At 71.2% G+C, this 13,653-nt stretch carries 13 protein-coding genes and 1 pseudogene; 5 read left to right on the top strand and 9 right to left on the bottom strand.

The genetic code is table 11. The features are described from left to right. Nucleotides 1-9: 9 nt before the first annotated feature. Nucleotides 10-1,491 (bottom strand): APC family permease, encoded by a 1,482-nt coding sequence (locus tag ACFU8W_RS05440; RefSeq protein WP_384032484.1) that lies wholly within the window; start codon nucleotides 1,489-1,491, stop codon nucleotides 10-12. 248 nt (nucleotides 1,492-1,739) lie between these two features. Here ACFU8W_RS05440 and ACFU8W_RS05435 point away from each other — a divergent pair, with 248 nt between their 5' ends. Then, nucleotides 1,740-2,150, top strand: coding sequence for an RNA-binding S4 domain-containing protein (locus ACFU8W_RS05435; RefSeq protein WP_037701878.1), 411 nt, complete (start codon nucleotides 1,740-1,742; stop codon nucleotides 2,148-2,150). 60 nt (nucleotides 2,151-2,210) lie between these two features. On the opposite strand, the gene ACFU8W_RS05430 is transcribed toward ACFU8W_RS05435, so the two are convergent. The 5 genes from ACFU8W_RS05430 to ACFU8W_RS05410 form a co-directional block, all read right to left on the bottom strand. Next, a complete protein-coding gene (locus ACFU8W_RS05430; RefSeq protein ID WP_384032482.1) occupies nucleotides 2,211-4,187 on the bottom strand; it encodes an FUSC family protein in 1,977 nt (658 codons plus the stop codon). Nucleotides 4,188-4,213: 26 nt separating this feature from the next. Further along, nucleotides 4,214-4,420, bottom strand: a complete 207-nt coding sequence (locus tag ACFU8W_RS05425; protein WP_384032994.1) for a DUF2630 family protein — start codon at nucleotides 4,418-4,420, stop codon at nucleotides 4,214-4,216. Nucleotides 4,421-4,489: 69 nt separating this feature from the next. After that, nucleotides 4,490-5,434 carry an NADP-dependent oxidoreductase gene (locus ACFU8W_RS05420; RefSeq protein WP_384032480.1) on the bottom strand — a complete coding sequence of 315 codons (945 nt, stop codon included), beginning with the start codon at nucleotides 5,432-5,434 and terminating at the stop codon, nucleotides 4,490-4,492. A gap of 102 nt (nucleotides 5,435-5,536) precedes the next feature. Continuing rightward, a complete protein-coding gene (locus ACFU8W_RS05415; RefSeq protein WP_384032478.1) occupies nucleotides 5,537-6,439 on the bottom strand; it encodes an endonuclease/exonuclease/phosphatase family protein in 903 nt (300 codons plus the stop codon). 154 nt (nucleotides 6,440-6,593) lie between these two features. Then, a complete protein-coding gene (locus tag ACFU8W_RS05410; protein ID WP_384032476.1) occupies nucleotides 6,594-7,481 on the bottom strand; it encodes a hypothetical protein in 888 nt (295 codons plus the stop codon). Nucleotides 7,482-7,599: 118 nt separating this feature from the next. Here ACFU8W_RS05410 and ACFU8W_RS05405 point away from each other — a divergent pair, with 118 nt between their 5' ends. Further along, nucleotides 7,600-8,001 carry a hypothetical protein gene (locus ACFU8W_RS05405; protein WP_345517272.1) on the top strand — a complete coding sequence of 134 codons (402 nt, stop codon included), beginning with the start codon at nucleotides 7,600-7,602 and terminating at the stop codon, nucleotides 7,999-8,001. 100 nt (nucleotides 8,002-8,101) lie between these two features. Beyond that, nucleotides 8,102-9,239: pseudogene (locus tag ACFU8W_RS05400) on the top strand (MerR family transcriptional regulator). Between the two features lie 66 nt (nucleotides 9,240-9,305). Here ACFU8W_RS05400 and ACFU8W_RS05395 read toward each other — a convergent pair. The 3 genes from ACFU8W_RS05395 to ACFU8W_RS05385 all read right to left on the bottom strand — a co-directional run bounded on the left by ACFU8W_RS05395 (nucleotide 9,306) and on the right by ACFU8W_RS05385 (nucleotide 11,594). Continuing rightward, nucleotides 9,306-9,728, bottom strand: coding sequence for a universal stress protein (locus ACFU8W_RS05395; RefSeq protein WP_358860868.1), 423 nt, complete (start codon nucleotides 9,726-9,728; stop codon nucleotides 9,306-9,308). A 126-nt stretch (nucleotides 9,729-9,854) separates the two neighbouring features. Then, nucleotides 9,855-10,505: an FMN reductase gene (locus ACFU8W_RS05390; RefSeq protein ID WP_345517275.1), complete on the bottom strand. Its 651-nt coding sequence runs from the start codon at nucleotides 10,503-10,505 to the stop codon at nucleotides 9,855-9,857. A gap of 6 nt (nucleotides 10,506-10,511) precedes the next feature. After that, on the bottom strand, nucleotides 10,512-11,594 hold the full coding sequence (locus ACFU8W_RS05385) for an LLM class flavin-dependent oxidoreductase (RefSeq protein WP_345517276.1): 1,083 nt from the start codon (nucleotides 11,592-11,594) through the stop codon (nucleotides 10,512-10,514). 168 nt (nucleotides 11,595-11,762) lie between these two features. Between ACFU8W_RS05385 and ACFU8W_RS05380 the strand changes: the two genes are divergently transcribed. Both ACFU8W_RS05380 and trpS read left to right on the top strand, forming a co-directional pair. Continuing rightward, entirely contained in the window at nucleotides 11,763-11,891 is a 129-nt protein-coding gene (locus tag ACFU8W_RS05380; RefSeq protein ID WP_234432866.1) for a DUF6126 family protein, read from the top strand. Between the two features lie 521 nt (nucleotides 11,892-12,412). Beyond that, nucleotides 12,413-13,483: a tryptophan--tRNA ligase gene (gene trpS, locus ACFU8W_RS05375; protein WP_384032472.1), complete on the top strand. Its 1,071-nt coding sequence runs from the start codon at nucleotides 12,413-12,415 to the stop codon at nucleotides 13,481-13,483. The last annotated feature ends 170 nt before the right edge of the window (nucleotides 13,484-13,653 follow it).

Below are 13,653 nucleotides of genomic sequence, written 5' to 3'. Positions count from 1 at the left end.
GGCCGGGGATCAGAAGTCGGTGACGATCGTGGCGGAATCGGTGTAGCCGGACGAATCCTCGGCCTGCACGGTCCGTGAGGCATCGAGTTTCGCCGGACGGTAGTACGAACTGCCGCGCCGCCGGTACCAGAGCATCGGGACGACACCCACGGCAAGACCGCCGAGGCCGAGCGTGAGCGCCGTTCTGCTGAAGTCGCCGAGCGCCTCGAAGAAGATCCAGAACATGAAGAGCGAGCCGGTCAGCGGCCAGAGCCCGCCGAGGACGAAGTCCGGGACCGAGCGGAGGAGCAGTTTGCGGTACGCGACGACGGCGGCCAGCCCCGCGAGCCCGTAGTACACGGCGATCTGCAGCCCGATGGCCTGCACGGCCACCCCCAGGATCCGTTGCACGCGGCCGAGGGCGAGCGAGGCGAGGATCAGGACGAGGGCGACTCCGCCGACGGCCGCGACAGCCACCCACGGCGTGTTCCAGCTGCGGTGCACCCGGCCGAACGCGGCGGGCATCGTGCGGTCGCGGCCCATCGCGAACAGGGAGCGCGTGACCTGGATGAGCGTGGTCTGCAGGGTCGCGACGGTGGACAGCATCACCGCCACCACCAGAAGCTTTCCGCCGACGCCGGGCCACACCTTCTCCCCGAGCACGGTCAGTACGTTGGCGCTGTGCTGCTGGATGTCGTCGACGGAGAGGATCACGTTCACCGCGATCGCGAACACTTCGACGAGCGCGAAGACGGTGAGCACGCCGATGATCCCGGCCAGCCCCGCGGTGCGGCGGCTGTCGCGGGTCTCCTCGCTGAGGTTGCCGGTGACGTCCCAGCCCCAGTAGTAGAACGCGGCGATCAGCGCGCCGGAGGCGAAGCCGGAGACCCCGTCGAAGTGCCCGAAGCCGAGCCAGGACCATTCGAAGGTATGTGCGGCACCGGCTCCGGTGCCCGAGGAGCCGCGGACCAGCGCGACGATCGCGAAGAGCAGCAGGATCACCAGCTCGACCCCGGAGATGAGCAGCTGCGTCCGGGCGCTGAGCCGGGCACCGCCGAGCACGACGAGCAGCATCAGCAGGAACCAGCCCGCCCCGATGAGGGTGGCGAGTGTCGTGTTGTCGGCGAAGCGCGAGTCGATGACGGTCAGCGTCATCGTCCCCGCGGGCAGCGATCCGGCGACCATGAACAGGGTCGCCGCGACGACCAGCGCCCAGCCGCTGAGGAAACCGAGGAACGGGTGCAGGGTCCTGCCGACCCAGGAGTAGCCGGCGCCCGCGTTGACGTCGATCCGGCCGAGCTGCCGGTAGGCGAGGGCGATGCCGAGCATCGGTATCGCGCAGTACAGCAGGGCGGCGGGCGCGCCGAGACCGACCGAACCGACGAGCACGGCACTGGTGGCGGCCAGCGAATAGGCGGGGGCGCTGCCCGCGACCGCCATCACGATCGTGTTGAACGTGCCGAGGACATTGGGCTGGAGTCCACGGCCGGGCCGGGCGGGCGTGCTGTGCATCGATGTCTCAACTGCTTCCGGAGGTACGGCGTGCCCGGCGGAGTCCCCGTACATCCTTCAGCGGCACGACATGTGGCGGCATGTCAGAAACAGATCTCCGAAACTCCGAACGGATGTGGTCAGTCTGTTCGGGAAGATCGTCCGCATCGTAGTCCCGTGGTTACAGCTGTGTCGGCTTGGGCGGTACGAGTGTTACGTGACTCCTGTACGAGGTTCACAGTTCGGGCGGAAGGCCTACAGTCGGAGACATGGTTTCGGGTGAGGCACCGCAGGCGGAGGGAAGCGTCCGCGTCGACAGCTGGATCTGGTCGGTACGGCTGACCAAGACCCGCTCGCAGGCCGCTGCCGCCTGCCGCGCGGGGCACGTCAAGGTCAACGGGGACCGTGCCAAGCCGGCGCAGACCCTGCATGTGGGGGACGAGGTACGGCTCCGACACGCCGGCCGCGACCGGATCGTCGTCGTGTCCAGGATCGTGAAGAAGCGGGTCGGCCCGCCGGTTGCGGCGGAGTGCTTCGTCGACAACAGCCCGCCCCCACCGCCGCGCGAAGCGGTCATCCAGGTGCCGGTCCGCGACCGCGGGACGGGCCGTCCGACCAAGCGCGACCGCCGCGAGATGGAACGCCTGCAGAGCCGCGGCCACGGGGACCGGCCGGCCTGAGCCTCCCGTCCCCTGGACGGCGGGCGTGACGCGTTCGTCCGAGCCCGCGTCCGCCTGCGTCTACGGCTGCGGTGAGGCGATCGCACGCGCCGCCGCGACCTCCTGGCGCAGCGGCGCAAGCACTCCCTCCTCGTCGCCCGGCAGCTCGGTCCGTACGCTCACCAGGTCCTCGCTCGCCCGCAGCCCCTCCGCCAATTCGCGGAGCTGCTGCTGGATCCCGGCCACTTCCTCCGGTGCCGGTTCCGGTGCACCGTGGTCGACCCGGACCCGTGCCGCCGTCGCCGCGTCCACGATCCGCTCGACCGCGACGACCAGGGGCCACCAGGCGGCGGCCCGGGTGCCGACCGGGGGCGGTTCCGTGAGGGCGCGCTGGAACTCGCACCGTACGGAGGACAGATCGCGGTAGATGCGGCGCCGCGCCCGTACCCGTTCCGCCTGGTCGACGGGGGATGTCCGCTCGCCCCCGCGACCGTCACTGCCGGGGTCGAAGGCGCACGCCACATAGTCGGCGATGTCCGCGACCGCGTTGGCGAGTCGGTGTCCGATCCGGGTGTGCCAGCTCTCCGGCCACAGCAGATAACCCGCCACGAGCACGATCGCGCAGCCGAGGAGACTGTCCACCAGGCGCGGCTCGACCAGGGCGACGCCCTGGTGGTTCAGCACGTCGGACAGCAGCAGGATGACCGGCGTGATGGCCGCAGTCTGGAATGCGTACCCCTTGGCCGTGAACGCCGGGATCAGCGCGGCCAGCACCACCATCACGAGTACGTCCCACCACCCGATCGGTACCGCGGTGAGGATCGGCGTGGCGATGACGAGACCGGCCGCCGTGCCCACGGCGCGCAGCACCGCACGCGAGAAGACCGAGCCGAAGTCCGGCTTCAGCACGAACGTGACGGTCAGCGCCACCCAGTAGGAGCGGTCCACGGCGACCAGCGAGGTCAGCGCCTGGGCCAGGCCGATGCAGAGGGCCAGTCGCAGTCCGTACCGCCAGGACGTCCTGGAGAACAGCACGGCCCGGGTCGCCCGCCGCATTCGTACCCCCAGCGCGGCGGGGCGTCCGAGCCGGTCGTCGACGTTGTACGGGTCGACGTCGGCGTTGTACACGACGGCCGCCGCGTGACGCAGCGCGCTGTCCACGGCCCGGGTGGCGGGCGAGTCGGGCGCGGGCAGCTCCGGTTCGGCACCCCCGGTGCGGCTCTCTTCGACGGCCGCCGCCAGTTCCCGCACCGCCGCCGGGATCGCTTCGGGCAGCCGGGACTGCCGCACATGCACCGCGGGCGCCGCCTCGACGAGCGGGATGACCACATTGAGCTGGGCGAGCAGCCGCACCATCGCGCCGCTGCGCCCGTGGTAGCGGGCCCGGCGGGCGAGGATCAGGTCGTACGAGGTGTTCAGCGACTGGGTGACCGCCTGCCGCCGCTTCTCGTACGCGTCGGTGCCCGCGGCGGCCAGCAGATCGGCGACGGCGAGGTACGTGTCCGCGACCGCGACCCGCTCCGGCAGTTTCCGCCGCATCGGCCAGGCCAGCAGCGTCAGGGCGAGCACGAACAGTCCACCGAGCGTCAGCAGCAGCGGCGCCACCCACCAGGGGGCCGGCAGGGGCAGTCCGGCTCCGACGACCGAGTTGAGCAGGAGCAGCAGCCCGGACACGGACGCGACCGCGCCGATCGTCGACATCATCCCGGAGAGCAGCCCGACGGCGGTCAGCACGGCGACGGCAGCCCAGCCGGTCCCGTACACCAGCGTGCCGAGCATGATGCCGACCGCTCCGAACAGCTGTGGCACGGCGATGTTCAGGACTCGCATCCGGTACGCGTCGGCGGTGTCGCCGATGACACCGGAGAGCGCGCCCATGGAGACGAGCGCGCCGTAGGCCGGCCGGTCGAGCGCGAAGCCGACGGCCAGCGGTACGGCCATGGCGATGGAGGCGCGGACGGCGGCGGCCCACGGGATGGGAGCGGAGAGCGGACGGAGCCCGCTCAGCAGCCAGCTCGGTGGTGCGGCACGCTTCCGTTCCGCCTCGGCCTCTGTCAACGGGCTCCCCCTACGACGACGTACGGTCAGCTCTGGTGGCCCTCTGCTTCGTCGGCGGGACGGATCCTTGCCGCGTTCGGGTCGTCGCCGAACTCGCTGAGGGCGCGACGCTGCCGCAGCAGGTCCCAGCACTGATCGAGTTGGACCTCCACCGTACGCAGGCGCGACTTCTCGTGGGCCCAGGGGCCCTCGTTCCGGGTGGAGCGTTCGCGAAGGGTCCGCTTCGCGGAGATCAGCCCGCCGATGTTGTCGATGATCTCCTGCTCGTCCCTGTCGTCTTCCCCGGAATTTCTGAACGCGGGTCAGAGCGCGAACAGGGTCTTGCCACGGGCGCCGCCCGTGCGATTCCGGTCGAGCGCCTGCGGGGCCTTCTCCAGCGGGAGTTCGATGTCGATGGGCACCTTGAGTACGCCCTCCTGGGCCCCCGTCGCCAGGACGTCGAGCAGCACAGGTGTCGGCTCCAGGCGGAAGTCGATACCGCTGACGCCGGCGGGAAGGGCGGCCCGCCAGGCGACGCCCCGTGTGGAGACGGCCACACCCCCGGCCCGTACCAGTGCCGCATGCGCCACGAAGCCGTCCGGGGTGGTGGACACCAGGTCGACGAGCGCGTCGACGCCTTCCGGGCACGCCTCCCGTACCGCCGCTTCGAGCGGAAGGGCCGTCGTGTCGATCGTGACCGCGGCGCCGAGCGCCCTCATCCGCCCGCGCTCGTCGCCGCGCACGGCGGCGAGGACGCGCAGGTCCCGGGCGGACGCGAGCTGGGTCAGAAAGCTGCCGACGCCGCCCGCCGCCCCGATGACGAGCAGACTCTCGTGGCCGCGGAGCACCGCGGTCTCCAGGAGCTGCGCCGCGGCCATCCCGGCGGACGGCAGCGCCGCAGCGGTCCGGAGCGGGAGACCGTCCGGGACCAGGGTGATCGTGGAGTCCTGCGGGACGGACACGTAGTCGCAGTACGTGCCCACGCCGGCCGGTGATCCGCTCACCCGGCCGAAGACCTCGTCGCCGACCCGGAAGCGGTTCTCGCCGCTGCCGATCATGTCCACCCGGCCCGCGTAGTCCACGCCGACGACCAGCGGGAACACCGGCTCCGCAGCCCCTTCCGGGGCGTTGTCCGCGATCTGCCAGTCGCACGGGTTGAGCGCGGCGTACACGACCTTCACCCGCACCTCGCCGGCCCGGGGATCCGGCTTGGGAAGCTCGATCAGTGAAGGATCGGCCCGGAACGCGCTGACGGCTATGGCTCGCATACGGAAGACCTCTCAGTCGACCCCGAGGTCACGCAGTCCTGGACTCCACTCTTGCCCGGCCCGCTCGCGGCCGCACGTCGAACCGGCCGCGGCGCCCGGCGCTCAGCCGGCGTGCAGGTCGAGTCCGACGAGGAGCGCCCGGTGGTCGGTGCCGTCGAGGCGCAGGAAGCGGGCGGACCGTACCGAGAAGTCGTCGCTGACCAGCACATGGTCGATCTGGGTGCGCAGGGGGGTGGAGCGGTCCGCGGGCCAGGAGTACGTACGGGAGGCGCCGGCGACGCGGGCGCTGTCGTGGAGGCCGCCCGCGTCGAGGACGGCGCGGAACGCGGCATGGTCCTGGGAGGCGTTGAAGTCACCCGCCACGATGGTGCGGCTCCCCTTCGAGCCTGCCGCGAAGTCCCGGACCCGGCCGAGCTCCGTGCGCCACCTGCCGACCATGCCGGGGATCGGCGGCATCGGATGCGCGAGCTGCAGCCGGACGTCCTGGCCCGCCACGACGGCCACCGAACCCGGCATCGCCATCGCCCCGTCGATCCCGCCCGTCGGGCGCAGCGGATGACGGCTGAGGATCGCCGAACCGCGCGAGCCGTCGAGCCGGACGACGTTGCGGTACGGGTACGCGGTGTGCGGGACCCGGGCGGCTAGGGCGTCCGCGCAGTGGAAGTCGCACTCCTCGACGAAGACGATGTCGGGCCGCGCACGGCGGACCGCGGTGATCAGTGCGTCGGTGGCGCCACCGAACTCCACATTGGAGGTGAGCACGCTCAGCCGGGCGAGGACCGGACCGTGCGCGCCCGTGGAACCGGGCCCGTAGGGGCGCAGGAACCACACGGTCAGGGCGAGCACGACGGCCGCCCACGCCATTCCCGTACGCCACCGGGCCAGTGCGGCGAGCCCCAGGCCGACCCCGCCCGGCACCAGCAGCCAGGGCAGGAAGGCGAGGGCCTGCGGCACGGGCGTCATACCGTCGGTGCCGACTGCCCGGAACCCTACGACGACGCTCACCACCACCAGTGTGAGAGCCGCACCCCAGAGCGCGGGTCGCCTGCGGGTAGCCGTACCGGCGGGCTCGGTGCTGTTCACAGGGGGCCTTTCGCAAGGACCGGGCAGAGGGCTGCCCGCATCCTCTCCGGGGTGGGGTGGGGCGGGGCGGGGCGGCTCAAGCCCGTACGGCGGATCCCCGCCCCACCCACACCCGCGCGACCATCGCACACAGCGCCACTGCCAGCCCCGCACCGAGAATGACCCACACCGTCGTACGGAGCGAAGCCGTCAGCGCGTCGTAGACCGCCGCCGCCGCGTCGTGGTCGCTGCCCGGCACCCCGGCCAGCACCCGGTTCCGGGCGATCGCGATCAGTGCGCGCAGCACCAGCGCACCGAGGGCGAATCCGAGCCCGACGAGCGCCGTGGCCGTCAGTGCGGAAAGGGCGGCGCCCCGGCGGCCCGGCAGGCCGCGCACCGCCGCGAGGGCCACGGACGCGAGAGCGAACAGCACGGTCCCGACGGCGGGCCAGATGCTGCCGGCGCGGAGCAGGCGGAAGGTGTGGCGCAGCTGGTCGGCGCGGTCGGCGGAGATCAGTGTGATCTCGGTGTGCTGGACCGGGATCCGGTCGGCGAGCGGCACCCCGCTGTCCAGCAGATTATGTTTGACCTGCTCCGACACCGGCGCCAGATCGATGGTCACTGCCTCGCCGGTGTTTCCGTTCAGCGCGGCGGTGACCGCCTGGTGGGCGGTGCGGTTGGCGGCGTTCCAAGCGGTACGGAAGGCATCGGTGGTGGCGAACGACTGCACCGCCTCGTACAGGAAGCCCCGCACGGTGTCCTGGAGTGGCCCGGCGTCGATCTGCTTCATCGCCTCGTCGGTGATCAGACCGGCCACGATGGCCTGTACATCGGGGTCGGAGGCGAGCGGTTCCACCGCGGCGACGTACCGGTCCGTGTTGTCGATCTCCAGATCGACCCAGGCGGCCAGCGCACTCAGCGGGACGAGGACGGCGAGCAGCACGAGCAGCACCGTCGACAACGCCACCGAGAGAGAGGTCCGCACCCCTCAAGGGAATCCCGGACGGCAGCGGTGCGCTCCGGGCGGTGCGCCATTCGAGTTGCCGGGCCCCACGACGGGGTGTGCCCTGGAGGGAACGGGGTGAAGGAAGGAGCTTTCGGCCATGACGACACACGTTTCGACGCCGACGCGGCGGCGCACGCGGGCGCGCCCCCACCGCCCCAGCACACTCAGCTGGGCCATGCCCGTCGCCCTCGGTGTGATCGGGGGCTGGTGGGCGACGTCCATCGTGCGCGGCGGCGGTGTGCTCACCGGCACGCAGCTCGCGCTCGGTCTGATCACCGGCGCCGTGCTGGCGGCGCTCTGCTACGGCCTCGGCCGGGTACAGAAGCGACTGCCGACGGGAACCAAGGCCACCGCGTACGGCGTGCTGTTCGGCGGTACGGTCGGTTTCCTGTACAGCCTGTCCGACAAGAGCGTGCTCGCGTCCTCCGTCCTGGCCCTGGTGACCGGAGCCGCGATGTGGGTGTGCGCCTTCTACGCGTTCCACGTGACGGAGGACTGACTCCGCGCCCCGTCTCCTCCTTCATCCTTGACCTTCTCCACGGGGGAAGCCCCAGCATCGGCGGGGCCGGGCGGGACCGTCCGGTACGAGGAGGTCTGCGGTGGAACGCGAGGCGCGCACGAATGACGCCGCGGGTCTGGTGACGATCGGGGAGTTCGCCCGGTCGTCCCGGCTGTCCGCGAAGGCTCTGCGCCGCTACGACGAACTGGGACTGCTCAGGCCGGCCCTGGTCGACCCGGTGAACGGCTACCGGTACTACGACGGTTCGCAGCTCCGGACGGCCAGGCTGGTGGCGTGGCTTCGCCGGGTCGGCATGCCACTGGCCGGGATCAAGGAGGTGGTCGCGCTCGATGAGGGCGCGGCCGCAGCGGCGATCCGGGCGTACTGGGCACGGGTGGAGGCCGAGACGGCGGCCCGGCGGGACCTGGTGACCTTCCTCGTCGACCAGCTGTCAGCGGAGGAAGTCACCATGACGCAGGAGTACACGGCCCAGGAGGCCCTGGGGACGCTCGGAATCCGGTATGCGGCCCTGTCCGACCGGGGTGCGGTGCGCGGGACCAACCAGGACGCGGCGTTCGCCGGGGCCCGGCTGCTCGCGGTCGCCGACGGGTTCGGGGAACGCGGCGCCGGGGCGAGCACGGCAGCGATCGACGCGCTGAAGGGGGCGGCACGGGATGCGGGGTCGGCCGGGGAGCTCCTGAACGCGCTGGGGGACGCGGCGGACCTGGCCGCACAGGCGGTACGGGACGCGGTCGGAACGGGCGGTGCGCCGGAGGAGTCGGGGACGACGCTGACCGCGATGGTCTGGACGGGTTCGCAGCTGGGCCTGGTGCACATTAGGGGACTCGCGGGCGTATCTGCTGCGCGGTGGCGAGCTGTTCCGGATCACGCACGACCACAGCCTGGTCCAGTCGATGATCGACGACGGTTCGCTCACCGAGGAGGAAGCCGCCTCGCATCCGCAGCGCGCCCTGCTGCTGGGCGCCCTGATGGGCGGCACCGCGCAGGACCATGCCCCGGTGCGCCCGGATGTGTACCTGCGGGAAGTCCGGTCCGGCGACCGCTATCTGCTCTGCTCGGACGGCCTGTCGGCGGTGGTCGACGGTGCGGATCTGGCCCGGGCGCTCGGTGCGGCGGACGGCCCCGACACGGCCGTACGGGAGCTGGTCGCCCTGGCGGGTGTGGCGGGCGCCCCGGACAACGTGACGTGTGTCGTCGCGGACGTGGTGGAGCTGTAGGAAGGATTCAAGGAGGGGCGGCCCCGAACGGGACCGCCCCTCCTTTCGTTCTTCGAGTTCACCCGGTCAGTCGCGGACGACCGTCACCGGGCACGGCGCGTGCTGGGTGACATGGAGGCTGACCGACCCGAGCAGGGTCGCCTTGAAGCCGCTGTATCCGCGTGCCCCGACGACCAGCAGGTTCGCGCCCTTCGCGCGGTCCAGCAGGGCCTGCGCCGGGTTGCCGATCACCACGATCTTGCTGACCGCGGCCGCGCCCTCGGCGCCGAGGGCCTCCTCCAGCGCTTCGGTGAGCGAGACGGTCGCCAGAGCCTGCGGATCGAAGTCCTCCGGCATACCCGGCATCATGGACGCCCAGCTGGTCGCGGGGTACTCCCAGCTGTTGACGGCCTCCACCGAGTCACCGGTCAGCTCGGCCTGGCGTACGGCCCAGTGCAGCGCCTTGATCGACGACTCGGAGCCGTCCACGCCCACCACGATCCTGCCCATCTCTGCCTCCAGCTCGGTTCAGCTCACATCTGCGTGATACACCTCACGGTGCACCTTTACGGGTAACTGTAATCAAACCGGACAGGGGTTCTCCGGGTGGGTCCACCCCGCTCGGGCGGCGGCAGGTCAGTCCAGCCGCAGGTCGGCGAGTTGCTGCTCGAACGGCACCACCTCGTCGTCGAGGCCCGGTGCCCTGGACGCCCCGGAGACCGCCCGGCCGCCCGCGATCATCCCCGCGAGTTCGCCGCCCGCGCGCCGGATCCGGGACGGCAGCCCCTCGGTGTACTCGTCACCGGACGAGCCCCAGTCCTCCGACGCCGCGTACACGGACGTCGGCACGACGGTGGCTCGCAGGTAGGCGAAGAGCGGCCGCATCGCGTGCTCCAGGACGAGTGAGTGCCGGCCGGTGCCGCCGGTCGCCGCGACGAGGACGGGCTTGCCGGTCAGCGCCGTGTTGTCGATCAGGTCGAAGAACGACTTGAACAGCCCGCTGTACGAGGCGGTGAAGACCGGCGACACGGCTATCAGGCCGTCCGCCGCCGTCACCGCGTCGATCGCCTCGCCCAGTGCCCGCGGCGGGAACCCCGTCACCAGGTGGTTCGCGATGTCGACGGCCAGATCGCGCAGCTCGATCACCCGGACCTCCACCGGCCGGTCCTGCTCGGCGGCCAGCCGCTCCCGGGCGGCGGCCGCCAGCCGGTCGGCCAGCAGCCGGGTCGACGACGGCTGGCTCAGCCCCGCGGACACCGCGACGATCTTCAGAGCCTCGTTCTGCATGGTGGGTCAGATCTCCTTCGTGCGGGCGGCGACGGCCGGGTGGACGGGGGCGGATTCCGGCACTCCGGCCGGTCGCATGTTGGCGAACTCCTTGCGCAGCACCGGGACGACCTCCTCGCCGAGGATGTCGAGCTGCTCCAGGACCGTCTTCAGGGGGAGCCCCGCGTGGTCCATCAGGAACAGCTGGCGCTGGTAGTCGCCGACGGCGTCACGGAACGACAGGGTCCGTTCGATGACCTCCTGCGGGGAGCCGACGGTCAGCGGTGTCTGCTGCGAGAAGTCCTCCAGGGAGGGCCCGTGCCCGTAGACCGGCGCGTTGTCGAAGTACGGGCGGAACTCCCGTACCGCGTCCTGCGAGTTCTTCCGCATGAACACCTGGCCGCCGAGGCCGACGATGGCCTGCTCGGCGGTGCCGTGCCCGTAGTGCGCGTACCGCTGCCGGTAGAGGTTCACCATCTTCTTGGTGTGCTCGATGGGCCAGAAGATGTTGTTGTGGAAGAACCCGTCACCGTAGTACGCGGCCTGCTCCGCGATCTCCGGGGAGCGGATGGAACCGTGCCAGACGAACGGCGGGACGCCGTCCAGCGGGCGCGGAGTCGCGGTGAAGGACTGCAGGGGTGTGCGGAACTTGCCCTCCCAGTCGACGACGTCCTCCCGCCACAGCTTGTGCAGCAGGGCGTAGTTCTCGATGGCGAGCGGGATGCCCTGGCGGATGTCCTTGCCGAACCACGGGTAGACCGGCCCGGTGTTCCCGCGCCCCATCATGAGGTCGACCCGGCCGTCCGCGAGGTGCTGCAGCGTCGCGTAGTCCTCGGCGATCTTCACCGGGTCATTGGTGGTGATCAGCGTCGTGGACGTCGAGAGGATCAGGTTCTCGGTGCGGGCGGCGATGTAGCCGAGCGTGGTCGTCGGCGAGGACGGGACGAACGGCGGGTTGTGGTGCTCGCCGGTCGCGAAGACGTCCAGGCCCACTTCCTCGGCCTTCAGGGCGATCGCGAGGGTCGCCTTGATCCGCTCGTGCTCGGTCGGTGTCCTGCCGGTGGTGGGGTCGGTGGTGACGTCTCCGACGGTGAAGATCCCGAACTCCATGGCGCCCGCCTCCGTGGGGGTGATGGTTGAACCTTGAACTACTTGGACACACCCTACAACGGGGCACCCCTTCTCCCTATTCCGCCGCCCGGAGCGGGGCTCCCGGCGGTGCGTACTCTGGACGGGGAGACAGGCCGGCAACGCGCCGGCACGAAGGAGGCAGGGCCCGTGAGCGAGAGCGAGAGCTGGAAGGAACGCGGTGTCGCGCTGCGCGTCTTCGTCTACGTCTTCGCCACCCATCTCTTCGCAGGCTTCGTCTACCTGCTGTTCTACGTGGGCGAGCACGCCCACAAGTGAGTCGCCCGCCGGGCGGAACGCCGACGGCCGCGAGGGCCCTCGCCGTGACGGCGGCAGGAACCCCCACCGCCGTGGGCTCGGAATTCGACGGTTCCCCTCGCGACACGCGGGGTGGTGAGCCCGGCAGAGGACAGCCCTGTTGCTCGGCCGGCGGGGCTCCGGTTCCCGGAGCGGGTACTGGCCACCGCCCGGCGGCACCACACGATCACCAACCGTATGCCGCCCAGGTGTATCGACCTGTGTCCACAGGGACGGGGTCCCGCGTTCGGCTCGAGGCTGTCCCGTACGGAAGCGGTACGGGCCCGCCAAGGCCGGGTGGGTGAAGCCTGACCGCGTTACACTCGGCGCATGACCTCCGTACCGTGCCGAAACTGGTGGCGCTCCACTTAGGAGCGGCCGCCTCATCTGCACGGAACCAGGGCCGTTCGATATGGACGGCCCTCTTCTCTGCCCTCGTACGGGTACGGATGCCGCTCCCGGCGGGCCGTCCTCCACGCAACCAGCACCCGCGAGGAGAGACCATGACCACCACCGCCATCGCCGCCGCCGCACCCGTCACCACCCCCGCCCAGCGCCGCAGTGCCGAGCTGGAGCAGCAGATCCAGCAGGATCCCGGGCGGTTCCGGGTGATGACCGGGGACCGGCCCACCGGCGCACTGCACCTCGGGCACTACTTCGGGACCCTCCACAATCGTGTCCGGCTCCAGGACCTCGGCGTGGACGTCTTCGTGATCATCGCCGACTATCAGGTGCTCACCGACCGGGACGTCGCCGACCGGCTCACCGAGCACATGGAGGGGATGCTGCTGGACTACCTGGCCATCGGCATCGACCCGGCCCGCACCACGATCTTCAACCACAGCGCCGTGCCCGCGCTGAACCAGCTGATGCTGCCGTTCCTCAGCCTCGTCTCCGTTGCCGAGCTGAACCGCAATCCCACGGTCAAGGACGAGATCGCGCACTCCCGGCAGTCCGCCGTCAGCGGGCTGATGTTCACGTATCCCGTGCATCAGGCCGCCGACATCCTGTTCTGCAAGGGCAACCTCGTCCCCGTCGGACAGGACCAGCTGCCACACCTCGAAGTGACCCGGAGCATCGCCCGCCGCTTCAACGAGCGGTACGGGACGGTCTTCCCGGAGCCGGACGCCCTGCTCTCCGCCGCGCCCCTCCTGCTCGGCACCGACGGCGGCAAGATGAGCAAGAGCCGGGGCAACTCCATCGCGCTCGGCGCCACCGCCGACGAGACCGCCCGCCTGATCCGCGGGGCGAAGACGGACACCGACCGGCACATCACGTACGAACCGGAGACCCGGCCCGAAGTGTCGGGGCTCGTACTCCTCGCCGCGCTCTGCCTCGACCGCGACCCGTACGAGGTCGCCGAGGAGATCGGAGACGGCGGTGGCGCCGTGCTCAAGCGGACCGTGACGGACGCCGTCAACGAGCGGCTGGCGCCGGTGCGGGCGCGGCGGGCGGAGTACGCGCAGGACATGGCGTACGTACGGTCGGTCCTGCGGGCCGGCAACGAGCGAGCCAATGCCGTCGCCGAGGCCACGCTGGCGGAGGTGCGGGGGGTGATGGGGGGCCTGCTGTAGCAATTCCGGCCGGGTCGGGCCGGACCCGGGTCGGCTCCGGGCCAGGCGTTGCGTGCCGACACGTCCAGGGCAGGAACAGTGCCGCGATGTTCCAGGCGTTGTCGGCGCCGCTGCGAGCAGGGAGGCGCGCGGCGTGAAGTGCGCGGTGCGGGCCGCGCGCAGCGCGTCGG

The organism is Streptomyces sp. NPDC057565 (assembly GCF_042801455.1).
In the GTDB taxonomy this organism is placed as follows: Bacteria; Actinomycetota; Actinomycetes; order Streptomycetales; family Streptomycetaceae; genus Streptomyces; species Streptomyces yanii.
This window is presented reverse-complemented; position numbering and strand designations above follow the sequence as displayed.

Bases quoted from the DNA above. Each gene is read 5' to 3' on its own strand.
- ACFU8W_RS05440 (WP_384032484.1), bottom strand. From the start codon at position 1,491: ATGCACAGCACGCCCGCCCGGCCCGGCCGTGGACTCCAGCCCAATGTC.
- ACFU8W_RS05435 (WP_037701878.1), top strand. From the start codon at position 1,740: ATGGTTTCGGGTGAGGCACCGCAGGCGGAGGGAAGCGTCCGCGTCGAC.
- ACFU8W_RS05420 (WP_384032480.1), bottom strand. From the start codon at position 5,434: ATGCGAGCCATAGCCGTCAGCGCGTTCCGGGCCGATCCTTCACTGATC.
- ACFU8W_RS05405 (WP_345517272.1), top strand. From the start codon at position 7,600: ATGACGACACACGTTTCGACGCCGACGCGGCGGCGCACGCGGGCGCGC.
- ACFU8W_RS05395 (WP_358860868.1), bottom strand. From the start codon at position 9,728: ATGGGCAGGATCGTGGTGGGCGTGGACGGCTCCGAGTCGTCGATCAAG.
- ACFU8W_RS05390 (WP_345517275.1), bottom strand. From the start codon at position 10,505: ATGCAGAACGAGGCTCTGAAGATCGTCGCGGTGTCCGCGGGGCTGAGC.
- ACFU8W_RS05385 (WP_345517276.1), bottom strand. From the start codon at position 11,594: ATGGAGTTCGGGATCTTCACCGTCGGAGACGTCACCACCGACCCCACC.
- trpS (WP_384032472.1), top strand. From the start codon at position 12,413: ATGACCACCACCGCCATCGCCGCCGCCGCACCCGTCACCACCCCCGCC.